18 protein-coding genes are annotated in these 22,636 nt (G+C 68.7%); 4 read left to right on the top strand and 14 right to left on the bottom strand.

The window, feature by feature from the left end; all coding sequences use genetic code 11:
- Window position 1: 1 nt before the first annotated feature.
- From nuoH to ACIA1L_RS17445, 13 genes are all read right to left on the bottom strand, one after another.
- Window positions 2-1,390 carry an NADH-quinone oxidoreductase subunit NuoH gene (gene nuoH / locus ACIA1L_RS17505; protein ID WP_396073750.1) on the bottom strand — a complete coding sequence of 463 codons (1,389 nt, stop codon included), beginning with the start codon at window positions 1,388-1,390 and terminating at the stop codon, window positions 2-4.
- The gene (locus tag ACIA1L_RS17500) at window positions 1,387-3,909 is read right to left on the bottom strand and encodes an NADH-quinone oxidoreductase subunit G (protein ID WP_396073749.1); all 2,523 of its coding nucleotides are present in this window, start codon (window positions 3,907-3,909) and stop codon (window positions 1,387-1,389) included. Before ACIA1L_RS17500 ends, nuoH begins: the two co-directional genes overlap by 4 nt.
- On the bottom strand, window positions 3,909-5,225 hold the full coding sequence (nuoF, locus tag ACIA1L_RS17495) for an NADH-quinone oxidoreductase subunit NuoF (RefSeq protein WP_396073748.1): 1,317 nt from the start codon (window positions 5,223-5,225) through the stop codon (window positions 3,909-3,911). The genes ACIA1L_RS17500 and nuoF overlap by 1 nt, the downstream gene beginning before the upstream one ends.
- A complete protein-coding gene (gene nuoE, locus ACIA1L_RS17490) occupies window positions 5,222-6,388 on the bottom strand; it encodes an NADH-quinone oxidoreductase subunit NuoE (RefSeq protein WP_396073747.1) in 1,167 nt (388 codons plus the stop codon). Before nuoE ends, nuoF begins: the two co-directional genes overlap by 4 nt.
- Window positions 6,389-7,714 carry an NADH-quinone oxidoreductase subunit D gene (locus tag ACIA1L_RS17485; protein ID WP_396073746.1) on the bottom strand — a complete coding sequence of 442 codons (1,326 nt, stop codon included), beginning with the start codon at window positions 7,712-7,714 and terminating at the stop codon, window positions 6,389-6,391.
- Window positions 7,711-8,424 (bottom strand): NADH-quinone oxidoreductase subunit C, encoded by a 714-nt coding sequence (locus ACIA1L_RS17480; protein ID WP_396074068.1) that lies wholly within the window; start codon window positions 8,422-8,424, stop codon window positions 7,711-7,713. Before ACIA1L_RS17480 ends, ACIA1L_RS17485 begins: the two co-directional genes overlap by 4 nt.
- A 2-nt stretch (window positions 8,425-8,426) precedes the next feature.
- Window positions 8,427-9,098: a NuoB/complex I 20 kDa subunit family protein gene (locus ACIA1L_RS17475; RefSeq protein ID WP_396074067.1), complete on the bottom strand. Its 672-nt coding sequence runs from the start codon at window positions 9,096-9,098 to the stop codon at window positions 8,427-8,429.
- A 5-nt stretch (window positions 9,099-9,103) separates the two neighbouring features.
- Window positions 9,104-9,469, bottom strand: coding sequence for an NADH-quinone oxidoreductase subunit A (locus ACIA1L_RS17470; RefSeq protein WP_396073745.1), 366 nt, complete (start codon window positions 9,467-9,469; stop codon window positions 9,104-9,106).
- A 79-nt stretch (window positions 9,470-9,548) separates the two neighbouring features.
- On the bottom strand, window positions 9,549-10,829 hold the full coding sequence (locus ACIA1L_RS17465; protein ID WP_396073744.1) for a geranylgeranyl reductase family protein: 1,281 nt from the start codon (window positions 10,827-10,829) through the stop codon (window positions 9,549-9,551).
- A 98-nt stretch (window positions 10,830-10,927) separates the two neighbouring features.
- A complete protein-coding gene (locus ACIA1L_RS17460) occupies window positions 10,928-11,221 on the bottom strand; it encodes a hypothetical protein (protein WP_396073743.1) in 294 nt (97 codons plus the stop codon).
- A 122-nt stretch (window positions 11,222-11,343) separates the two neighbouring features.
- On the bottom strand, window positions 11,344-12,039 hold the full coding sequence (locus ACIA1L_RS17455; protein ID WP_396073742.1) for a demethylmenaquinone methyltransferase: 696 nt from the start codon (window positions 12,037-12,039) through the stop codon (window positions 11,344-11,346).
- A gap of 326 nt (window positions 12,040-12,365) precedes the next feature.
- Window positions 12,366-13,601 (bottom strand): cyclic dehypoxanthinyl futalosine synthase, encoded by a 1,236-nt coding sequence (gene mqnC, locus ACIA1L_RS17450; RefSeq protein WP_396073741.1) that lies wholly within the window; start codon window positions 13,599-13,601, stop codon window positions 12,366-12,368.
- Between the two features lie 46 nt (window positions 13,602-13,647).
- Window positions 13,648-14,394, bottom strand: coding sequence for a TetR/AcrR family transcriptional regulator (locus tag ACIA1L_RS17445; RefSeq protein WP_396073740.1), 747 nt, complete (start codon window positions 14,392-14,394; stop codon window positions 13,648-13,650).
- A 63-nt stretch (window positions 14,395-14,457) separates the two neighbouring features.
- On the opposite strand from ACIA1L_RS17445, the gene ACIA1L_RS17440 reads away from it, so the two are divergent.
- Genes ACIA1L_RS17440 through ACIA1L_RS17430 form a run of 3 tightly spaced genes read left to right on the top strand, consistent with a single transcriptional unit; the run spans window position 14,458 to window position 18,763 of the window.
- Window positions 14,458-14,838, top strand: coding sequence for a VOC family protein (locus ACIA1L_RS17440; protein WP_396073739.1), 381 nt, complete (start codon window positions 14,458-14,460; stop codon window positions 14,836-14,838).
- 51 nt (window positions 14,839-14,889) lie between these two features.
- Window positions 14,890-17,931 (top strand): SNF2-related protein, encoded by a 3,042-nt coding sequence (locus ACIA1L_RS17435; protein ID WP_396073738.1) that lies wholly within the window; start codon window positions 14,890-14,892, stop codon window positions 17,929-17,931.
- 1 nt (window position 17,932) lies between these two features.
- Window positions 17,933-18,763, top strand: coding sequence for an SWIM zinc finger family protein (locus tag ACIA1L_RS17430; RefSeq protein ID WP_396073737.1), 831 nt, complete (start codon window positions 17,933-17,935; stop codon window positions 18,761-18,763).
- 1,090 nt (window positions 18,764-19,853) lie between these two features.
- Here ACIA1L_RS17430 and ACIA1L_RS17425 read toward each other — a convergent pair.
- The gene (locus ACIA1L_RS17425; RefSeq protein ID WP_396073736.1) at window positions 19,854-21,446 is read right to left on the bottom strand and encodes a beta-1,3-glucanase family protein; all 1,593 of its coding nucleotides are present in this window, start codon (window positions 21,444-21,446) and stop codon (window positions 19,854-19,856) included.
- A 186-nt stretch (window positions 21,447-21,632) separates the two neighbouring features.
- Here ACIA1L_RS17425 and ACIA1L_RS17420 point away from each other — a divergent pair, with 186 nt between their 5' ends.
- Complete coding sequence (locus tag ACIA1L_RS17420; protein WP_396073735.1) at window positions 21,633-22,586, top strand: aldo/keto reductase; 954 nt, start codon at window positions 21,633-21,635, stop codon at window positions 22,584-22,586.
- Window positions 22,587-22,636: the final 50 nt, after the last annotated feature.

The following is a 22,636-nucleotide window of genomic DNA, read 5'->3' as shown; positions in this document are numbered from 1 at the left end:
GTCACACCTCCTTGTCTGACGTGTCGTCGGGGGCCGCGTCCGCGCCGCCGACCGTTGCCGGCTTGCGGTCGGCGACGGCGCGCCGGGCGCGGGGGCTGGGGGGAACCTGGAGGTCCATCGGCGGGACCGGGAAGCTGCCCGGCGGCCGCGCCGCGAGCTGCTCCTCGATCGAGAACTCGCGTTGCTTCTTGCTGGCCGGCCACATCAGTGCGATGCCGAGCACGACGACCGCCGCGACCAGGTAGACGACCCAGCGGGCACCACCGTCGACGCGCTCGTTGGTGACCCGGACGCCGGCCAGGAAGAGGATCCAGACCAGGTTGACCGGGATCAGCACCTTCCAGCCGAAGCGCATGAACTGGTCGTAACGCATGCGGGGCAGCGTGGCCCGCAGCCAGATGAAACCGAACAGCAGGATGAGTACCTTGCCGAGCCACCAGACCATCGGCCACCAACCGGAGTTGGCGCCCTCCCAGAAGGAGGTGATCGGGGCCGGGGCCCGCCAGCCACCGAGGAACAGCGTGGTGGCGAACGCCGAGACAGTGATCATGTTGATGTACTCGGCGAGGAAGAACAGCGCGAACTTGAACGACGAGTACTCGGTGTGGAAGCCGCCGACCAGCTCGGACTCCGCCTCGGGCAGGTCGAACGGAGCCCGGTTGGTTTCACCGACCGCGGCGATGCAGTAGATGATGAAGCTGGGCAGCAGCAGGACGGCGTACCAGCTGGGGGCCGTGGGGTTCCAGCCGAGGATGTCGACGCCCGAGGGCGCGTTACCGGCCTGCGCCTTCACAATCTGCGAGGTCGACATCGAGCCAGCAGTCATGAAGACCGCCACGATCGACAAGCCCATCGCGACCTCGTACGAGATCATCTGGGCACTGGACCGCAGACCACCGAGCAGCGGGTACGTCGAGCCGGACGCCCAACCGGCGAGCACGACACCGTAGACGCTCATCGACGAGCAGGCGAGCAGCACCAGCACCGAGACCGGCACGTCGGTGAGCTGCAGCGCGGTCTTGTGGCCGAAGATCGAGACGACCGGTCCGAACGGGATCACCGAGAACGCGGTGAAGGCGCAGGTCGCCGAGATCACCGGGGCGATGAAGTAGACCACCTTGTCGGCGGTCTTCGGGATGATCTCCTCCTTGAACGGCAGCTTGATGCCGTCCGTGAGGCTCTGCAACCAGCCCTTGGGGCCGACCTGGTTGGGGCCCGGCCGGACCGCCATCCGGGCCACGACCTTGCGCTCGTAGTTGATCGTGAACAGCGTCAGCAGCAGCAGGATCACGAACACGCCGAGCAGCTTGATCAGCGTGATCCACCAGACGTCGTCTTCGAACGTCTGCAGCGTCGGATCCTGGGCGGCCGCGAGAACTAGCGAGTTCATGCGTTGACCCCTTGAGCAGCAAGGACCGGGCCGGGGGCGCCGGCGCTGAGCCGGACCACCGCTCCCGAGGTGACGCCGAGGCTGCGGCGCAGCGTCGAGCCCGGCGAGTTCGTGGGCAGCCACACCACCTGCGGGGGCAGGTCCGTGATCGCGGCCGGCAGCGTGATCGCACCCCGGTCGGTGCCGACCGTGACCGGGTCACCGTCAGCCACGCCGAGCGTCTGGGCCAGCTCCTTGCCGAGGCGCACCAGCGGCGGCCGGGCGGTTCCGGCCAGGAACTCGTCGCCGTCCTGCAGCGAGCCGAGATCGAGTTGCTGGTGCCAGGTGGCCAGGACCGCCTCAGTGCCGGTCGGCTTCGGCACGCTCGCCGCGGCCACCGTGGGCAGCGCCGGGCGGTCCGAGCGGCTGGCGGGCATCGCGCCGAGCTCGCGGCGAATCGAGCCGACATCGCCGGTCCCCAGAGAGATGCCTTTAGTCCCGTTTTGGGGGGCGGCGGGGTGGTTGGATGGGACTTCCATCAGGGCCGCGACCGCTTCGAGCACGCGGGCGTCGGTCATCGCGCCGGTCGGCAGCACCGCGTCGAAGGTCCGCAGGCGGCCCTCCCAGTTGATGAACGTGCCGGGCTTCTCGGCCACCGGGGCGATCGGGAGCACCACGTCGGCGCGGCGGGTGACCGCGCTCTGCCGCATCTCCAGGCTGACGATGAACGGCACCGCGTCCAGCGCCTGCTCGGCGAGGCGGGGGTCGGCCAGGTCGGCCGGGTCCACGCCGCCGACCAGCAGGGCGCCGAGCTGACCCGCCGCTGCGGCCGCGATGATCGCGTCACCGTCGCGTCCGGGCGTACCCGGAAGAGCGGAGGTCTCCACTCCCCAGGCCGTCGCCATCTCGCTGCGGGCCTGCGCGTCGGTGACCGGGCGGCCGCCGGGCAGCAGGTTGGGCAGGCAGCCGGCGTCGACCGCACCGCGGTCGCCGGCGCGACGCGGCACCCAGGCCAGCCGCGCGCCGGTCTTCGCGGCCAGCTTGGCTGCCGACGACAGGCCGCCGGGCGTCTCCAGCAGCCGCTCGCCGACGATCAGCAGAGCGCCGGGCTCAGCAAGCGCCGCGGCGACCGTGCCGTCCGTGTCGAGCAGCCGGGCCTCGTCGCCGGGCACGGCCGGCACGAGGGTCGCGCTCAGCTTGACCAGACCGCGAGTCAGGTACGGCGCCACGGCCGTAACCTTCAGCTTCTTCTTCAACGCGCCCTTGCGCAGGCGCAGGAAGAGGATCGCCGACTCCTCCTCGGGCTCGAGGCCGACGATGACCGCCGCGGGCGCGTTCTCCACGTCCTCGTACGTCACGTCGGTGACCCCGGCGACCGAGGCGGCCAGGAAGTCGGCTTCCTCGGAGCTGTGCGGGCGGGCCCGGAAGTCGATGTCGTTGGTGCCGAGGGCGACCCGGGCGAACTTCGCGTACGCGTACGCGTCCTCAACCGTGAGCCGGCCGCCGGTGAGCACGCCGACGCCCTGGCCCTTGGCGGCCTGCAAGCCCTCGGCGGCGGCGAGCAGCGCCTCGCTCCAGGAGGCCTCGCGCAGCTCACCGGTGGCGGCATCGCGGATCAGCGGGTTCATGATCCGGTCGAATGCGGTGGCGTAGCGGAAGGCCCAGCGGCCCTTGTCGCAGTTCCACTCCTCGTTGACCGCCGGGTCGTCGCCGGCCAGGCGCCGCAGCACCTTGCCGCGCCGGTGGTCCGTGCGGCTCGCGCAGCCGCCCGCGCAGTGCTCGCAGACGGACGGGGTGGAGACCAGGTCGAACGGGCGGGCCCGGAACCTGTACTGCTCACCGGTCAGCGCGCCGACCGGGCAGATCTGGATCGTGTTGCCGGAGAAGTACGAGTTGAAGGCGACGTCGCCCTCGCCCTCGCCGACCTGGCCGTCGCCGGTGCCCCGGCCGCCGAAGAAGTCGTCCCGGTAGACGTTGATCTGCTCGCCGGACGAGCGATCCATCAGGTCGATGAACTTGTCGCCGGCGATCTCCTCGGAGAACCGGGTGCAGCGCTGGCAGAGGATGCACCGCTCGCGGTCCAGCAGCACCTGGCTGGAGATGTGGATCGGCTTCTCGTACTCGCGCTTGTGCTCGTGGAACCGCGACTCGGCCCGGCCGTTGGTCATGGCCTGGTTCTGCAGCGGGCACTCGCCGCCCTTGTCACAGGTCGGGCAGTCGAGCGGGTGGTTGGCGAGCAGCAGCTCCATCACGCCACCCTGCGCCTTCGCGGCAACCTCCGAGGTGAGCTGGGTCTTGACGACCATGCCCTCGGCGACCGTCTGGGTGCAGGAGGCGACCGGCTTGCGTTGGCCCTCCACCTCGACCAGGCACTGGCGGCAGGCGCCGGCCGGGGCGAGCAGCGGGTGGTCGCAGAACCGCGGGATCGCGGTGCCCATCCGCTCGGCGACCCGGATGACGAGTTCGCCCTTCTTGGCGGTCACCTCGACGCCGTCGATGATGAGCGAGACCTCGTCGGCCTTCTTCGCTACGTCGGTCATCAGTGCGCTCCAACCAGGGCCTTGGCGGACAGCCGCGGGGCGGTCCGGCCCTCGATGTAGTCCAGGTAGTCCTGGCGGAAGAACTTCAGCGTGGACATGACCGGGGTCGCCGCGCCGTCACCGAGACCGCAGAACGAGCGGCCGAAGATGTTGTCCGCGGTGTCCTGCAACGTGTCCAGGTCCTTGACGGTGCCCTCGCCGGAGAGGATCCGGCGGTACGTCCGCACCATCCAGTAGTTGCCCTCGCGGCACGGGGTGCACTTGCCGCACGACTCGTGGTGGTAGAACTCGAGCCAGCGCCAGGTCGCGTACACCGGGCAGTCCTGGTCGGAGAAGATCTGCATCGCCGTGGTGCCCAGGATCGAGCCCGCGGCCGCCACGCCCTCGAAGTCCATCGCGGTGTCGATGTGCTCGGCGGTCAGCAGCGGCGTCGACGAGCCGCCCGGCGTCCAGAACTTCAGCTGGTGGCCGTCCTGCATGCCCCCGGCCAGCTCGATCAGCTCGCGCAGGGTGATGCCGAGGCCGCACTCGTACTGGCCCGGGTTCTTGATCCGGCCGGACAGCGAGTAGATCATCGGGCCGGACGACTTCTCCGTGCCCATGCTCTTCCACCAGTCGGCCCCACCGAGCACGATGTACGGCACGGAAGCGATGGTGCCGACGTTGTTGACCACCGTCGGGCTGGCGTAGAGACCGGCGACCGCGGGGAACGGCGGGCGCAGCCGGGGCTGGCCGCGGAATCCCTCGAGCGAGTCGAGCAGCGCCGTCTCTTCACCGCAGATGTACGCGCCCGCGCCACTGTGCACGACCAGGTCCAGATCGAACCCGGAGCCGAGGACGTTCTCGCCGAGGTAGCCCTTGGCGTACGCCTCCTTGACCGCGTGCCGCAGCCGCCGCGCCGCGTGCACGGCCTCACCGCGGATGTAGATGTACGCCCGGCTCGCGCGGATCGCGTAGGAGGCGATGATCGCGCCCTCGATCAGCGAGTGCGGGTCGTACGTCATGAGCGGCAGGTCCTTGCAGGTGCCGGGCTCGCCCTCGTCGGCGTTGATGACGAGGTAGTGCGGCTTGCCGTCGCCCTGCGGGATGAAGCCCCACTTGAGACCGGTGGGGAAGCCCGCGCCGCCGCGACCGCGCAGGCCGGAGTCCTTGACCAGCTGGATCAGGTCGTCGGGGTGCACGTCGAGCGCCTTGCGGACCGCGGCGTAGCCGTCCAGCCGCTCGTACGTCTCGATCTTCCAGGCGTCCGGCGAGAGCCAGCGCTTGGTGAGCACGGGGGTGAGCTTCTTGAGCACCTCAGGCCGTGGCTGGGTCACTTCTTCTCCTTGCCGCGCTTGCCGCCGTCACGCTTGCCGCCGTCGCGCTTGCTGTCACCAGCGGGCCTGCCGTCACCGGCGGGCTTGCCGTCACCGGCCGGAGCGTTGCCGGCCGCGCCTGCCGCCTCGGCCGCGTTCTCCGGCGCCTGCCCGGTTCGGAGCTTCCCCTCGTCGGGGGTCGGCGTGGAGGCGTCGGGGTTGCGGTGCTCCGCGGTGCGGACCTCGGGATCCTTGTCGTCGCCGGCCTTGACCGGCTCGCCCGCCTTGCGGTGCTCGACCACGGTCTCGGCCTTGTCGACCACGACCGCCGCCGCGTGCTTGACCGCCTCGGCCGCCTTCTTCGCCACGCTGGCGATCTTGCCCTCGGGCTTGGCGGTGGCGGGAGCCGTCGCGCTTCCCGGGCCCGGGTCTTTGACAGCCCGAGCGGACTCGTCGCGGGCGGGCTTGGTCGTCGCGATGGGAGTGTCGATGTCGAAGTTCGGCACCGCCACGCCGTGTTGCTGAGCGAGGGTCACGCCGCGCAACGTCGGGGCGCCCGCGGGACCGTCCGCAACCGCGCCGTCGCGCTCGTCGGCGAACCCGGCGAGCTGGAACTGCATCTCCTTGAGGCTGCACAGCCGGGCGCCGCGGCTCGGCGTGAGCTTCTCGCCCTTGCGCAGCCCCTCGACCAGGCCGACCGCGGAGTCGGGCGTGGCCTGGTCGATCGTGAAGTCGTAGTTGACCGTCACGACCGGCGCGTAGTCGCACGCGGCCAGGCACTCGGCGTGCTCCAGCGTGATCTTGCCGTCGGCGGTGGTCTCGTCGTGGCCCACGCCCAGGTGCTCGGTCAGGCCGTCGTAGATCTCCTGGCCGCCGAGCATGTTGCACAGGGTGTTGGTGCACACGCTGACCAGGTATTCGCCGGTCGGGCGGCGCTTGTACATCGTGTAGAACGTGGCGACCGCGCCGACCTGGGCCTTGTTGATGCCCAACACCTCGGCGCAGAACGCGACACCGTCCGGGCTGACGTGCCCCTCGGTCGTCTGCACGAGGTGCAGCAGCGGCAGCAGCGCCGACCGCTCCCGGCCCAGGGGATAACGGGCGATGATCTCGCGCGCGGAGTCGAGCAGCTTCTCCGCGAGCGGCGCGGCCGCGGGCGAGAAGTCCACTTTGGTATCAGACATCTATCGGTCACACCCACCCATCACGGGGTCCAGAGAGGCGCCGCCGGCGATGACGTCGGCCAGCAGGGCGCCTTCGGCCATCGCGGGGATGGCCTGGAGGTTCACGAAGCTCGGATCCCGCATATGTACGCGGTAAGGATGCGTACCGCCGTCGGAGACCGCGTGCACTCCCAGCTCGCCGCGCGGGTGCTCGATGGCGACGTAGACCTGGCCCGGCGGGACCCGGAAGCCTTCGGTCACGAGCTTGAAGTGGTGGATCAGCGACTCCATCGACTGACCCATGATCTTGGCGACGTGCTCGAGCGAGTTGCCCATGCCGTCGACGCCGATCGCGAGCTGGGCGGGCCAGGCGATCTTCTTGTCCGCCACCATGATCGGGCCGGGCTTGAGCCGGTCCAGCGCCTGCTCGACGATCTTCATGGACTCGCGGATCTCGGCCATCCGGACCAGGTAGCGGCCCCACACGTCGCCGGTCTGCGCGGTCGGCACGTCGAACTCGTAGTTCTCGTACCCGCAGTACGGCATGGTCTTGCGCAGGTCCCACGCCAACCCGGCCGAGCGCAGCACCGGACCGGTGACGCCCAGCGACAGACAGCCGGTCACGTCGAGGACCGCGACACCCTGGGTGCGCTCGTGCCAGATGACCTGGCCGGAGAGCAGGGCCTCGTATTCCTTGAGCTTCTTCGGCAGGTAGACCAGGAAGTCGCGGATCTTCTTGACCGCCGACTCCGGGATGTCCTGCGCGACGCCGCCCGGGCGGAAGTACGCGTGGTTCATCCGCAGGCCGGACGTCTCCTCGAAGATGTCGAGGATGTACTCACGCTCGCGGAAGCCGTAGAGCATCATCGAGATCGCGCCGAGCTCCATGCCCGTGGTGGCGATCCAGACCAGGTGCGAGGCGATCCGGTTGAGCTCCATGAAGAGCACCCGGATGGTGTTGGCCCGGTCGGTGATCTGGTCCTCGATGCCCAGCAGCTTCTCGACGGCCAGGCAGTAACCGGCCTCGTTGAACAGCGGTGCCAGGTAGTCGGCACGGGTCACGAACGTCGTGCCCTGGGTCCAGTTGCGGTATTCGAGGTTCTTCTCGATGCCGGTGTGCAGGTAGCCGATGACGGGCCGGACGTCGGTGACCGTCTCGCCCTCCAGCTCCAGCACCAGGCGCAGCACGCCGTGCGTCGACGGGTGCTGCGGGCCCATGTTGACGACGATCTTCTCGTTGCTGAGCGGATCGACGCTGTCGGTGACGGTGTTCCAGTCGCCGCCGGTGACCGTGAAGACGCGGCCCTCGGTGGTCTCCCGCTCGGTCGCGTAGCCCGACTGTGTCATTGGTAGACCCTCCGCTGGTCAGGAGGCGGAATTTCGGCGCCCTTGTACTCGACGGGTACGCCGCCGAGCGGATAGTCCTTGCGCTGCGGGAAGCCCTCCCAGTCGTCCGGCATGAGGATCCGGGTCAGGTTGGGGTGACCGGTGAAGATGACCCCGAACATGTCGTAGGTCTCCCGCTCCTGCCAGTCGGCGGTCGGGTAAACGCTCGTCACGCTCGGCACGTGGCCGTCTGCCGCGACGGCGACCTCGAGGCGTACCCGGCGGCGGTAGGTCATCGACATCAAGTGGTAGGCCACGTGCAGCCGGCGCGCGTCGGCGCCGAGGTAGTCCACGCCGGACACCGACGAGCACAGCTCGAAACGCAGCGACTCGTCGTCGCGCATGACCTGGCAGACCTCGACGATCTTCTCCGGCTTGATGTGCAGGGTCAGCTCACCGCGGTCCACGACCACCTTCTCGATCGCGTCGGCGAAGCCCGGGTAGGCCTCTTCCAGCGCGTCGTGCACCTCGTCGAAGTAGCCGCCGAACGGCCGGGGGCTGTCCGCGGTGGTCGGCCGCCGGCGGACCAGGCCGCCGAAGCCGGAGACGTCACCGCTGCCCTTCATGCCGAACATGCCCTTGTCGGGGCTGGGCGGCGTCTGCGCGGGAGCGCCAAGGTTCGCGCCGCCCGCCTGCGTTACCGGTACGCCACCGTCTGACCGGGGATCCATGCTCACTTGCCGCCCTCCCGAAGGTGCGGTTGCAGCTTCATCCAGTTCTCGATGCGGAGCTGCTCTTCGCGGCCTTCCTTGACCGCCTGCGTCCACTCGGCCCGGCGGGCCTTGTCCACGCGGTACGAGGAGGGCATCGCGCCGGGCGCCACGATCGGCACGTCGCCGCGCTCGATGCGGGCCGCCAGCATCTTGCGGCCGTTCGGGCCGAGCGGCTGGGCCATCACCTTCTCGCGCATCTTGAGGATCGCGTCGATCAGCATCTCCGGCCGCGGCGGGCAGCCCGGCAGGTAGATGTCCACCGGAACGATGTGGTCGACGCCCTGCACGATCGCGTAGTTGTTGAACATGCCGCCGGAGGAGGCGCACACGCCCATCGAGATCACCGAGCGCGGCTCGGGCATCTGGTCGTAGATCTGCCGCACGACCGGCGCCATCTTCTGGCTGACCCGGCCGGCGACGATCATCAGGTCGGCCTGCCGGGGCGAGGCCCGGAAGACCTCCATGCCCCAGCGGCCCAGGTCGTAGTGCGGGCCGCCGGACGCCATCATCTCGATCGCGCAGCAGGCCAGGCCGAACGTGGCGCCCCAGAACGACGACTTGCGGGCCCAGTTCGAAAGCTTCTCCACCGAGGTCAGCAGGATGCCGCTCGGGAGTTTCTCTTCGATTCCCATAGCACTCAGTCCCAGTTCAGGCCGCCGCGTCGCCACACGTACGTGTAGGCGATGAACACGGTGACGATGAAGAGAACCATCTCCACGAACCCGAACAGGCCCAGCGCCTCGAAGGACACGGCCCACGGGTAGAGGAAGATCGTCTCGATGTCGAAGATGATGAAGAGCATCGCGGTCAGGTAGAACTTGACCGGGAAGCGTCCACCACCGATGGGCTGGGGCGCCGGCTCGATGCCGCACTCGTACGCGTCCAGCTTGGCGCGGTTGTAGCGCTTGGGCCCGACGATCGGGGCGACCGACACCGAGAACAGGGCGAAGAGCGCACCGAGAATCAGTAGCCCGATGATCGGTACGTAAGGATTGAGCGTCATGCCTTCTCCTGCTCGACTGTTAGCCGCTTCACACTATTAATGCGCATTCGCCAGGCCTCGACCGGGGTGTCCCGAATACTCATACCGCAGGTGCAACCTTGGTCAGGCCGTTGATGATGCGGTCCATGGCGTCCCCGTCCCGCGGATCCGTCAGGTTCGCCAGGAGTTTGAGCACGAAGCGCATGAGCGTCGGGTGCGGCATGCCGTGCTTGGTGGCGATCCGCATGATCTGCGGGTTGCCGATGAGCTTCACGAACACCCCGCCCAGGCGGTAGTACCCGCCGAAACGGTTCTTCAACTCGGCCGGGTACGCCCGCAGCGCCCGCTCACGGTCCGGACCCGCCGCGCGGGCGAGCGCCTGGACGGCGACCTCCGCGGCCAGCTCACCGGACTCCATGGCGTACGCGATGCCCTCGCCGTTCATGGGGTTGACCATGCCGCCGGAGTCGCCGACCAGCATCATGCCGCGCGTGTAATGCGGCACGCGGTTGAAGCCCATCGGGAGGGCGGCACCGAGGATCGGCCCTTCGGCGTTCTCCTCGCCGCGCATGCCCCAGTCCTCGGGGGTCGTGTTGAGCCAGTCGCTGAGCATGGCCCGGTAGTTCGTCTTGCCGAACGCGCTGGACGAGTTGAGGATGCCGAGGCCCACGTTGACCCGGCCGTCACCCAGGCCGAAGATCCAGCCGTAGCCCGGGAGCAGCCGGTCGCGGTCCTGCGCGCTGCGCAGCTCCAGCCAGGACTCCAGGTAGTCGTCGTCGGCACGGACCGGCGAGTGGAAGTAGCGCCGGACGGCCACGCCGATCGGCCGGTCGTCGCGCTTGGCGAGCCCCATCGCGAGCGGCAGCTTGCCGGACACACCGTCCGCCGCGATCACCAGCGGCGCTCGATACTGGACGGGCTCCTTTCCGGGGCCCACCTTGGCTTCCACGCCGATGGCGTGCCCGTCGGCGTCCAGCACCGGACCGGTGACCGTCACTTGAGTACGCAGCAGCGCGCCCGCCGCGACGGCCCGCTCAGCGAGCATGTCGTCGAAGTCGAGGCGAGTGCGCACGAGCCCGTAGCTCGGAAAGCTCGCCAGGTCGGGCCAGTCGAGTTCAAGTCGGACTCCGCCGCCGATGACCCGCAAGCCTCGGTTGTGGAGCCACCCCGCCTTCTCCGACGTGTCGACGCCCATCCGCACGAGCTGGCGCACCGCTCGCGGAGTGAGGCCGTCGCCACAAACCTTCTCCCGCGGGAACTGCGTCTTTTCGAGCAGCAGTACTCTCAACCCGTGCCTGGCCATGTGGTAGGCCGCGGCGGATCCACCCGGCCCGGCTCCGACCACGATCACGTCCGCCTCGTCGGCGACGATCCCGTTCACGGCTCACCTCCGTCTCGCGCGGGCTCGTGAAACAGTTCACAAGCCAGCCCAGTCCGGAGTCTAAGACCGGCATTGAAGCGGATTAGGGTTAGGGAACCCTAACTATTTGCCGGCTTCGGAATTACTGCCGAACTTTCGCTGCCCGCCTCGCGGAGCGCCCGATCAGCGACCTCTCGCGTGACACCGTCCAGGTATTCCCGAAACGTACCGCCCATTGCCCGGTCCAGTTGGACGATCAGCTCATCCACCAGCCGTTGCGCTTGTCCCGGGTCGTAGGCGGCGACCGCGCGGATGCGCTGAGCCAGCTCCAGCGCGCGCCGTTCGCCCTCGTCCCGGTCGTCGATCGCGACATCGATGTCCGAGTCGTCGACGAAAAGGTCGATAGTCGTCATAGTCCTAGCTAACACCCCGGGAATGACGAAATCGGGCGAACAGCGATTTTCACCCCTTGCTTGGCATTTCCTCTATGCCGCAGCTTTTCGGAGCCCAGACTTTCCCGCTCTGGCGGCGCGGCCTAGCTCTTGGTGGCGCGGTGCAGCGCCACGATTCCGCCGCTCAGATTGCGCCAGGCCACCCGGTCCCACGGGCCGGCATCCGCGATGCGGGCAGCCAGCTCCGCCTGGTCCGGCCAGGCCCGGATCGACTCCGCCAGATACACGTACGCATCAGGGTTGCTGGAAACGCCGCGCGCCACCGTCGGCAGACTCCGCATCAGATACGACATGTAGACAGTGCGGAACGCCGCATTCGTCGGACTGCTGAACTCGCACACCACCAGGCGCCCGCCCCGGCGGGTGACCCGAGCCAACTCGCGCAGCGCCGCCTCGGTGTCGACCACATTGCGCAGGGCAAACGAGATCGTCACCGCGTCGAAGGCCTCGTCGGCGAACGGCAGCTTCAACGCATCCCCGGCCACCAGCGGCACAGCTGGGCGAACCCGGCGCCCGGCCTGCAACATGCCGGTCGAAAGATCTGCGCCGACCGCGAACGCCCCGGAGCGGTTCAGCTCCTCGGTCGAGACGCCGGTGCCGGCACCGACGTCCAGCACCCGCTCCCCCGGACGCAGGCCCAGCGCAGCGCGGGTTGCCCGGCGCCAGCCCCGGTCCTGCCCGAAGGACAGCACGGTGTTGGTGAGGTCGTACCGCTCGGCCACGCCGTCGAACATCTCGGCGACCTCGTGCGGCTGCTTGTCCAGGTCTGCGCGCGTCACGCTGCCACTGTGACATGGCGGGCATACAGAACGGGCGGGATGGTGACCCATCCCGCCCGTTCGTCGTGCGTTATATATACGACCGCCATCGGTCGGGTCCGAACCCACCGCCGGCGGTCAATAGCCTTCGGCGACGCTTGAGTACTGCTCGTGCTACCGGGTGTTACGAAAGCACCGTAACCAGCGCGAACACCGGCCGCACAGAGACACGCGCAGCTCGTTACCGAGGAGCAATCCGCCCCTGTTCGGACCACCGACCCACCGCTGACCGATCGGCCGATCCGGACTGCCGGACGGCCCATCGACACCCCTCAGTCGGCCTCGCCTCAGTTTGCCTCGACCAGCGGCAGGTTCTTGCGGCCACCCTCGGGCAGCGCGATCGACGAGAAGTGCGACACCACCCGCTCGTCGGTGGGGTCGTCGGCCTCGGTGTGGTGCACGGCCAGGTGCTGGTAGAGAGTGTCGCGCTGGGCTGGGATGCGGCCGGCCGTCCGGATCATCCAGATCAGCTCATGCAGGTTGGACCGGTGCCGGGCGCCAGCCGAGGAGATGACGTTCTCCTCGAGCATGATCGAGCCGAGGTCGTCCACACCGAGATGGAGCGACAGCTGGCCCACGTCCTTGCCCGTGGTCAGCCACGAGGCCTGCAGGTGGGCGATGTTGTCGAAGAACAGCCGGGATACCGCGATGAAGCGCAGGTATTCCATGGTGGTCGCCTGGGTGCGGCCCTTGAGGTGGTTGTTCTCCGGCTGATAGGTCCACGGGATGAAGGCCCGGAAGCCGCCGACACCGCCGTCCGCTTCGACGGGCGAGTCCACGTACCCGTTGGCGACGGCGAGGTCCTGCACCTCGCGGATCATCCGGATGTGCTCGATGCGTTCGGCGTTGGTTTCGCCCGTACCCATCATCATGGTGGCGGTGGAGCTCAGCCCGTTGCGGTGAGCGACCGCCATGACCTCCAGCCAGCGCGCACCCGACTCCTTGAGCGGGGCGATGGCCTTGCGCGGGCGCTCCGGCAGCATCTCGGCGCCGGCGCCGGCGATGGAGTCCAGCCCCGCGGCCTTGATCCGCACGACCGCCTCCTCGATGGAGACGTCGGAGACCTTGGCCATGTGCAGGATCTCGCTCGGGCCGATCGAGTGGATCGCCAGCTGCGGGTAGGCGGTCTTGACCGACGAGAACAGATTCTCGTAGTACTCGACGCCGTAGTCGGGGTGGTGCCCGCCCTGCAGCATCACTTGGGTGGCGCCGAGGTCGACGGCCTCACCACACCGATGGAGGATCTCCTCCATCGGGTGCGACCAGCCCTCCTTGTGCTTCGGCGCCCGATAGAAGGCGCAGAACTTGCACGCGGTGACGCAGACGTTCGTGTAGTTGATGTTGCGATCGATCAGGTAGGTGACGATGCCCTCGGGGAACCGTCGCCGCCGCACAGCGTCCGCCGCCTCGCCCAGGGCGTGGAAGGGCGCGTCGGTGTAGAGCAGCAGGGCCTCCTCGGGCGTGATCCGCCCGCCGTCGGCACCTCGCCGCAGAATGCTGTCGATCTCCGCGTTCACCGTCACGCTCCGAAGCCTACGTCGCCCGGGCAGCCATGGTCAGCGGCGCGGGTCACTGCTCGCGCCGGGCTTCGATCATGACGCCCAAGCCGTCGAGGACCCGCTCCAGGCCGAAGGCGTACGCATGCTCGGCATCGAACGCCGCACCCAGCTCGGCTCCCGCCGCCGCCCCGACCCGCACGGCGATCGGATATTTGTGCTGGTCAAAGACCTTTTCTAGCAGCGGCCCGCTCTCCTCCCACCACTCGGCATCGGTCTGATCGGTGCGTTCTGCGACCGCGCGCGCCGCCGCGGCGGCCCGGGATGAGTGCTGCACGAAGCCCAGGACGAAGGTCAGCGCGGAGTCGGTTTCCACGTCGTCAAGTCCGCAATCCGCGAATGCCCGCAGCTCGTGCTCGTATTTCGCCATCAGCCCCGGCCCGAGCGGCGGCCGGCTCGCCGAGATCTCCGCCGCCCACGCATGGTCGTCGTAAAGCCGCCGGTTCTCCGCGGCGACCGCACCGACCCGCTCCCGCCAGCCCGGCCCACCCCCGTCCGAGCGCGGCATCCGCAGATAGAGCGCATCCAGCATCAGATCAAGAAGGGCCGCCTTGTCCGGTACGTACGTGTACAGCGTCATCGGCACCACGCCGAGCTCCTGGGCCACCCGCCGCATGCTGACCGCGTCAAGCCCCTCGGCGTCGGCCAACGCGATCGCCGCGTCCACCACCTGGACCAGCGATAACCCTTTCCGGCGCCCACGCCGGCTCTGCGGCTCCTCGAACCACAACAGGTCGATCGTGCGTCGCGCCTCCGCCACGGGGTGGCACCCCTTTCTTGTACGGTGTATCTTATACGGCGTTCTACTAATTCGGGAGACACCATGCGCATCTCTTCTTCCGTCGTCTCACTCACCGTCGACGACGTCCCCGCCTCCAGCAAGTTTCTCGCCACCCACTTCGGCTTCACCGAGCGGATGTCCGCCGACGGCTTCGCGGCCCTCAGTCACGACGACGCCGCGATGGACATCTGCTTCCTGCGCCGTGGCCTCGAGGTGCTGCCCGTGGAGCTCCGGCAGCAGACCGCCAGCGGCACGATCATCGCGTTCGTGGTGGACGACCTCTCCGCGGAACACGAGCGCCTGCAAGCCGGGGGCGCCCCGATCACCCTTCCGCCTCGCGAAGAGGCCTGGGGCGAGCGGCTCTTCATGGTCACCGACCCGAACGGCATCGCCTACGAGCTCGTCGAGTGGGCCACGCCGTGATTCACCGGCCGGGTCGTTAACCTCGATGGGTCGATCGGAATCGGAGTCGCCTTGCTCGTCGTACATGGGGTCTGGGTCGCTGGTGAGTCCGCACCGGGACGGCTGGTTCTCTGGGCGGAGGATCCGACCCTGCCGCTGACCGCGGCCTCCCGCGCGCGGCGCCGTCCGCACCCCTTCGCCGCGTCGGCGGCCTCGCTCGCGACCACACTGGCCGGGTCCGCCGACGATGTCCGCGACGCGCTCGCCAAGGCGGACGACACCTCCCTCGCACTGCGGCTGCCCGGCACGCCGAAGGGACCGCTGCCGTCGCCCGAGACCGGCAGCGAAGCCCCACCGCGAGGGTTGCGGTTGTCGTCCTGGGAGACACCCGCTGTGGCCGTGCCGGGCGACCATGCCCTCGTCGCGCTCGGAGCGCTCGGCGACCCCGACCCGGACGGCCCCTGGGCAGCAGCCGCATCGCTGCGCTATCTCTGCCTCCTCGCCGGCCACGCGTGCGACCTGGCCCGCCGTGGCCGCATGCTGCCACAGCTCGTGCGCGAAGCGGGCGGGCACGCCGCACGCTGGCGGCCGGTGCTGACCGGTGCCGACGCGGCAGCCTTCCGGGAGTTCGCCGAGGCGATGCCGCCCGTCTGTCGGGCGGCGGCCGAGCCGGACGCCGGGGCAGCCCGCACCCTGCGCGACGCACTGCACGCGCTCGTCGACTCCGCCGCCCGCGCGATCCTGCCCGAGCGCCTCTTGCTCGGTGCCCGCCCAGGGCTCAGGACCCCGCTCCCCGACCGGTGGATCTCCGCCCTGACCTCGGCCGACGCCGCTCTGCCGGGAGCCAGCGCCACCGACGCGGCCGAGCTGGCCAAGCCCCTCGAGGCCTGGCTGCGCGCCGCGCACGAGGCGAACGGACCGGTCCGGGTCAGCTTCCGCCTGGTCGAGCCGGCGCCGGGTGAAGACGACTGGGCACTCGGCTTCGCACTGCAGTCAGCCGACGACCCGAGCCTCTATCTGCCGGCGGAAGAGCTGTGGTCCGGCAGCCGCATGCCCGGGCTCACCGGCCAGGCCGACGAAACCCTCCTCGCCGGGCTGGGCCGCGCGGTTCGGCTCTTCCCCGCCCTGCACGAGGCACTGCTCGACGCCCAGCCGGATGGCATGACGCTCAGCACCGCGGAAGCTCACGAGTTCCTGCGGCAGGCGGCGCCACTCCTGCAGGCGGCCGGCTTCGGCGTCCAACTGCCGGCCTGGGCGGGACGCAAGGCGGTCGGCCTCAAACTCACCACCCGGGCCAAAAGCACCACCCCGTCCGGCAAAGCCGCCGCCGAGTCGGGTTTCGGCCTCGAGGAGCTCGTCGACTTCCGCATCGACCTGGTCATCGGCGAAGGCACCGTCAGCCCGGAGGAACTGGCCGAGCTGGCCCGCCTCAAGGTGCCGCTGGTCCGGGTGCGCGGCCAGTGGGTCGAGCTGGACGAGCGACAACTCAAGGCGGCCCTCAAAGCGGTGAGCAAGCGCCGCGAGGGCGAGCTCACCATGGGCGAAGTGCTGCAACAGGTCGTTGACGGCGGCGAGGATGACCTGCCTCTGGTCGACGTGGATGCCGACGGGCGGCTGGGTGACCTCATTTCCGGGGAAGCGGCGCAGCGGCTCACCCCGATGCCGACGCCCGCGGACTTCCAGGGGATGCTTCGGCCGTACCAGGAACGGGGTTTGTCCTGGCTCTTCTTCCTGGGCCGGCTGGGCCTGGGTGGCATCCTGGCCGACGATATGGGGCTGGGAAAGACCGCGCAGACACTCTCGCTGCTGCTCACCGAACGCACGGGCGGCCAGACGCCGGCACCGACACTGCTGATTTGCCCCATGTCGCTAGTCAGCAACTGGCAGAAAGAAGCGGCCCGCTTCGCCCCCCGACTGCGGGTCTACGTCCACCACGGCGGCACCCGAAAGCGGGATGCCGAGTTCCTCCTCGCTGTCCGCGAGTCCGATGTGGTCATTACCACCTATGGCACAGCGTTACGGGATCTCGGCAATCTGCGGAGCGTCCACTGGGGACGAGTGGTGTGCGATGAGGCTCAAGCAATCAAGAACAGCGGCACCCGGCAAGCCCAGGCAGTGCGCGCGATTCCCGCTCGCACCCGCCTCGCCCTGACCGGCACTCCCGTCGAAAACCACCTCGCCGAGCTCTGGTCCATCATGGAGTTCGCCAACCCGGGGCTACTCGGCCCGGCAAAGCGGTTCCGCAAGCGCTTCCAGGAGCCCATCGAAGTGCGCGGCGACGCCGACGCGACAGCCGCACTGAAGCGGGCTACCGGCCCGTTCGTGTTGCGGCGCCTCAAAACCGACAAGTCGATCATCAGTGATTTGCCGGAGAAGAACGAGATGAAAGTGTGGTGCACCCTCACCGCCGAACAGGCCACCCTCTATCAGGCGGTCGTCGAGGACATGATGGCGGTCATCGAAAGCACCGAGGGAATGCAGCGGCGCGGCAACGTGATTGCGGCAATGACCAAGCTGAAGCAAGTCTGCAACCACCCAGCACACTTACTCAAGGACGGTTCCCGCCTGCCCGGCCGCTCCGGCAAGCTCGCACGACTCGAAGAGATCACCGAAGAGGTCATCGCGGAGGGCGACAAAGCGCTGATCTTCACCCAGTACGCCGAGTTCGGCACGATGCTCCAGCCTTACCTAGCTGCGCACCTGGACCGTCCAGTTCTCTGGCTCCATGGTGGACTGTCCAAACCCAAGCGTGACGAGCTGGTCGAACGATTCCAGTCCGACCCCGAACCCATGCTGTTCCTGCTCTCCCTGAAAGCAGCCGGCACCGGGCTCAACCTCACCGCCGCCAACCACGTCATCCACGTCGACCGCTGGTGGAACCCCGCCGTCGAGGATCAGGCCACCGACCGCGCATTCCGCATCGGACAGTCGCGCAACGTGCAAGTGCGCAAGTTCATCTGCGCCGGCACACTCGAAGAGAAAATCGACGCCATGATCGAACGCAAGAAGGCACTAGCCTCCACAGTGGTCGGCACCGGCGAAGACTGGGTCACCGACCTCTCCACAGACCAACTCCGCGAGTTGTTCGCCCTCGACCCGCTGGCGGTGAGCTGACATGCCGGTCGACCCGGACGGCCGCTGGTTCGACTCCACAGGACCCATCCGCGTCGACGGCGGGCTGACGGTCCGCGCCCAACGCGGCAAAATCGGCGAGCAATGGTGGTCCCGTCGCTTCGTCGACATCCTGGAGCGCACCTGCGCACCCGGCCGACTCGCCCGCGGACGCGCGTACGCCCGCAAAGGCCAGGTCATCGACTTCGAAATCAGCTCCGGCTCGGTGACCGGCCGAGTGCAAGGCTCCCGACCTGATCCCTACCAGGTCACCATCACCATCCCCGCGTACGACGAAGCACAATGGACAACGGCATTGGCCGCGCTCGGCGCCCAAGCGCTGTATCGGGCCGCCCTCCTCGCCGGCGACATGCCCCACGAGATCGTGACGCTCTTCGACGAGCTCGACATGCCACTCTTTCCGTCCACACTCGACATGCGCTGCACCTGCCCCGACTGGGGCATCCCCTGCAAGCACGTCTCGGCGATCCTCTACGTCCTGGCCGAAGCCTTCGACGACGACCCCTTCCTGGTCCTCGCCTGGCGCGGCCGAATCCGCGACGACCTCCTCACCGCCCTCCGCGGCATCCCCGAAGCACCCGACACCGCCGACGACCCCCTGGCCATCGACGAAGTCGCCCTCGACACCCGCCTCACCGACTTCTACACCCCCGCCACGCCGCTAAGTCGCCTCCGAGACCGCCCACCCCGCCTGACCGCACCCCCCGAACTCCTCCTCCGCGTCCTCGACCCACCCCCCGTCCGAGTGCGCCACATCCCCCTCGCCGACATCCTCCGCCCGGCTTACCGAGACCTCGCCAACCCGCCCGCCTAACCCGTCCGCCCCGCACCTAGCTGTTCCGCACCCAGGTGTTCCGCACCCAGGTGTTCCGCACCCAGGTGTTCCGCCCCTCGCCGGTTCGACGCCCACCCCCGCGGGTCTACTTCCCACCCGAGTGGCTGCCCCCGCATCCTGGAGCGTCGAACATCCCACCTCTGTGCGACTGTCCCGTCTGCCCTGCGCGCCTGTCCCCTCGCCCCCAAACCCCTGTTCCCTCGCCCCGGGAGCTTCGCTCCTCAGCCCTGGGTGCCTGTCCCTCACCCCGGGCGGCCCGCACCCTCCAGGCGGCGCATCACCCCGGGCGGCCCGCACTCTCCGGGCGGGGCATCACCCCGGGCGGCCCTCACCCTCCAGGCGGCGCATCACCCGGGCGGCCCTTGACCCACGTGGTCATTCCAGGTGATCACCAGCCGGCTCGGGCGGGCACTACCCCGTGCGGCCCTCACCTCGGACGCCCTCTCACACGGGGCCGGCCCCATCGCCACTAGGCGGTCCCGTCACCGGACGGGGTCCCACACCCCGGGGGACGCACCTCACGTGCTGGGTCTCGGTGCAGTTCAGGCGCACGGAAACGCCGTGCGTCCGGGCGATCCCGCGCCGGACACGGTGCTCTCCTCAGCCGCAGCCTTGGTCGCCGCGACGGCTGTACCGTCAGCTCTCACCCGGCGCCCTTTCCCTAGCTCGGGGCTGTCCCATCACCCGGCGGTCCCCCATCACCCGGGCGACCCCCATCACATGGCGGTCGCGGCAGCAGCTCATCCATTCGTTGGCCGGCAGCCATCCATTTGCCGTTTGCGCCGGGAGATTTGTTGGTGGCGCCGAAGGGTGCGACGGGACGCAAGGTTTTCCAGCGCTAGTGCGCAAGTGTCGTGCGGACCGGATCGCTCCGGCAATCCACCGTGCTCCCGGTGATTGGCGGTGCAGGCGATTGTGCCCTTCCTCCCCGGGCTGCTGATGGGCGGCTGTGCAAGCGTGCTCAATCCACGCACGCTGGACACCGCGCTGTGCAGCACCGCCAGCCAGTGGGTAGGCGGAGGCCGTGTCCCTTCCCGCTCTGGAAGGGACACAGCCCTGGAGTTCCAGCTCAGCCTTTGTGCCATTTTTGGTTGGCGGTGCCGGCACATTCCCAGAGCTGCAGGCGGGCGCCGTCAGCCGGGTTCCAGTCCTTGATGTCGACGCACTTGTTGGCCTGAGGGTTGACCAAATCACCAGCACCGGAGAGAACGAACTGCTGGGCGGCGCTGCCGTTGCAGGTGTAGAGCTGCACCGCGGCGCCGTTGGCGGTGGAGCCGGCCGCTACGTCCATGCATTTGCCGCCGGCTTGCCACGTACCGTTGCTGGGGGTCCATTTTTGGGCGCCGGAACCGTTGCAGGTCCAGGCCTGCAGCGGTGCGCGGTCGACGAAGTTGCTGCTCGGGACGTCGACGCACTTGCCGTTCCAGTCGCTGACTACCGGCGCTGCGCCCGGGCCGGGATTGGGTCCGCCCGCGTCGAAGGGTGTGAGGATCAGGCCGGCAGAGCGGGGATCGCCGCTGTGGACGAGGGATTCGAAAGCACCGACGTCGTCGAAGGCGAATGCGTACGCCCGGCCGTCCGCCATGTTCTGGTGAATGATTTTGGCGTACTGATTCGTCGGATTGTTCTGATAGAACTGCGCGGCATTTGTGCTGGGCTGGGTGTCGATCGTGCCCAGGGTGCCACGGTTCAGGGCGGCGCAGAGGGTGCGCGAGATGGGGCCTACCACCAGGTCGTTCGGCGCTGGCAGGTCGCCGTCGCAGCCCCAGACCGACGCCGACGAGGGGCGGTTGAAGGAAGCCACCCGTTGCCCCGCCGAGTTGGTGAAATGCAGGACCGTTCCGGACGTACGCCCAAAGTATCTGGTGTTGGGTTGATCGGTGAACGGCACCACCGTCAGGGTCTTGGTGGTGTACGCGTTCCAGGCCGCAGCGATGTAGGAATCGAGATATGTGGCGCTCATCAGGCCGGCACCCGCGGCTTTGCCCGGGGCCAGGACGCGCAGCACGGTTCCGTCGGATCTTGTGTGGACGGTGTTCGCCCAGCCGGGCTGGGATGTAATGCCGTTGATCACCGCGTTGCGACCGTTGTTCACCGGTTCGCCGGTTTTCGTCGTGACGCCGTTTGCTCCGGTCACCGTCACGGCGTGCGGGACGGCGAACATGTCGACCTGGGAACTGTTCAACCACAGGCCGGCATCGTTGTAGGTGAACTCACTCCAGTCGAACAGGATGTCGCGGTTGGCGTCGCCTGCCGCCCACGGCGCGGGCTGGACCAGACCATCCGGGGTGAGGAAGAACTTCAGCTTCGCCCCGAGGGAGAAGTAGACGCGCCCGGAGAAGCCGCGCGGGAATTGGATCGTCGTCGCGCCGCCGTTGCCGGCGCCGGGGATGGACGCGTCGGGGGCTGGGGACGGGGGGAGCTGTCCGGCGGGCCACGGGTGGAAGGTGCCGTTCTGGGTGACGTACCCGAGGCGGTTGGTGTTCAGGTTGATGCCGATGACATACAGATGAACGGCCTCGCCGCGACCGGTGTTGTTCGTGACGGTGACGGGCAGCAGGGCTGGACCGACAGCCTGGGCAGGTGCGGCGGCCGAGACGGCCATCGGGACCGTGACCAGCATGGCGGCTAGCGCTCGTAACAGCTTTCTCCTGGTACGCACGAAGACTCCTCGGGGGATTTCGGCGGAGTACGAGGTGGGGGACGATGCGCGAGAGAGCGCTCTCACAGCATCAGATGGTTACGTCTGTGCGTCAATAGACAACCGGTGATGTTTCAAGCTGGTCACTAAATTGACTATCCACAGGCCTGCCGCAGCCGCGGACCGGAGCGGCATAGGGTCGTGACCATGAGCGAGATGAGCTACCGCCGACTCGGCACCTCCGGGCTGGTCGTCTCCGTCGTCGGGATCGGCTGCAACAATTTCGGCCGCAAGCTGGACCTGGCTGAGACCCGCGCCGTCGTTGACGCAGCCTTTGACGTCGGCATCACCCTCTTTGACACCGCCGACATCTACGGCACCCCGCACGGCAGCTCGGAAGAGTGCCTCGGTGCCGCCCTCCAGGGCCGCCGGGACGAGGTCGTGCTCGCCACCAAGTTCGGCATGGACATGGAGGGCCTGAACGGCAACGACTGGGGCGCACGCGGCTCCCGGCGCTACCTCGTGCGGGCGGTCGAGGCGTCGCTGCGTCGGCTCGGCACCGACTACATCGACCTCTACCAGCTGCACGAGCCCGATGCGGCCACCCCGATCGACGAGACCCTTTCAGCACTCGATGACCTGGTTCGCAGCGGCAAGGTGCGCTACCTGGGCAACTCCAACTTCGCCGGCTGGCAGATCGCCGACGCCGACTGGACCGCCCGCACCGCCGGCTACGCGCCCTTCATCAGCGCCCAAAACCAATACAGCCTGCTCCACCGGGAGGCGGAGGCCGAGGTGGTGCCCGCCTGCGAGCAGTTTGGACTCGGGCTCCTGCCATTCTTCCCGCTGAACAGCGGCCTACTCACCGGCAAGTACCACCGCGGACAGCAGCCGCCCGAGGGCACCCGGCTATCCCTCGAGCGTTACCAACGGTGGCTCGACGGCGCCGACTGGGACACGATCGAAGCCTTGACCGCCTTCGGCAAGGAACGCGACCGCTCGCTGCTCGACGTCGCTATCGCCGGCCTTGCCGCGCGACCCGCCGTCACCAGCGTGATCGCCGGCGCCACCAGCCCGGAACAGGTCCACGCCAACGCGACAGCGGGCACCTGGTCCCTGACCGTCGAGGACATCGCGGCTCTCGAGGAGATCCTGCGCTGAACAACAGGCAGCGCTGAGCAACTAGGGACCCCGGCGGTTGTCGGTGGGAG

The organism is Actinoplanes sp. NPDC051859, from assembly GCF_044452725.1.
In the GTDB taxonomy this organism is placed as follows: Bacteria; Actinomycetota; Actinomycetes; order Mycobacteriales; family Micromonosporaceae; genus Actinoplanes.
The sequence above is the reverse complement of the archived record's forward strand: the minus strand, read 5'-3'. Positions and strand labels throughout refer to the sequence as shown.

Coding starts and splice junctions, on each gene's coding strand:
- ACIA1L_RS17500 (WP_396073749.1), bottom strand. CDS start 3,909: ATGACCGACGTAGCGAAGAAGGCCGACGAGGTCTCGCTCATCATCGAC.
- nuoE (WP_396073747.1), bottom strand. CDS start 6,388: ATGTCTGATACCAAAGTGGACTTCTCGCCCGCGGCCGCGCCGCTCGCG.
- ACIA1L_RS17485 (WP_396073746.1), bottom strand. CDS start 7,714: ATGACACAGTCGGGCTACGCGACCGAGCGGGAGACCACCGAGGGCCGC.
- nuoH (WP_396073750.1), bottom strand. CDS start 1,390: ATGAACTCGCTAGTTCTCGCGGCCGCCCAGGATCCGACGCTGCAGACG.
- ACIA1L_RS17440 (WP_396073739.1), top strand. CDS start 14,458: ATGCGCATCTCTTCTTCCGTCGTCTCACTCACCGTCGACGACGTCCCC.
- ACIA1L_RS17475 (WP_396074067.1), bottom strand. CDS start 9,098: ATGGGAATCGAAGAGAAACTCCCGAGCGGCATCCTGCTGACCTCGGTG.
- ACIA1L_RS17480 (WP_396074068.1), bottom strand. CDS start 8,424: ATGGATCCCCGGTCAGACGGTGGCGTACCGGTAACGCAGGCGGGCGGC.
- ACIA1L_RS17420 (WP_396073735.1), top strand. CDS start 21,633: ATGAGCGAGATGAGCTACCGCCGACTCGGCACCTCCGGGCTGGTCGTC.
- ACIA1L_RS17460 (WP_396073743.1), bottom strand. CDS start 11,221: ATGACGACTATCGACCTTTTCGTCGACGACTCGGACATCGATGTCGCG.
- ACIA1L_RS17470 (WP_396073745.1), bottom strand. CDS start 9,469: ATGACGCTCAATCCTTACGTACCGATCATCGGGCTACTGATTCTCGGT.
- ACIA1L_RS17430 (WP_396073737.1), top strand. CDS start 17,933: ATGCCGGTCGACCCGGACGGCCGCTGGTTCGACTCCACAGGACCCATC.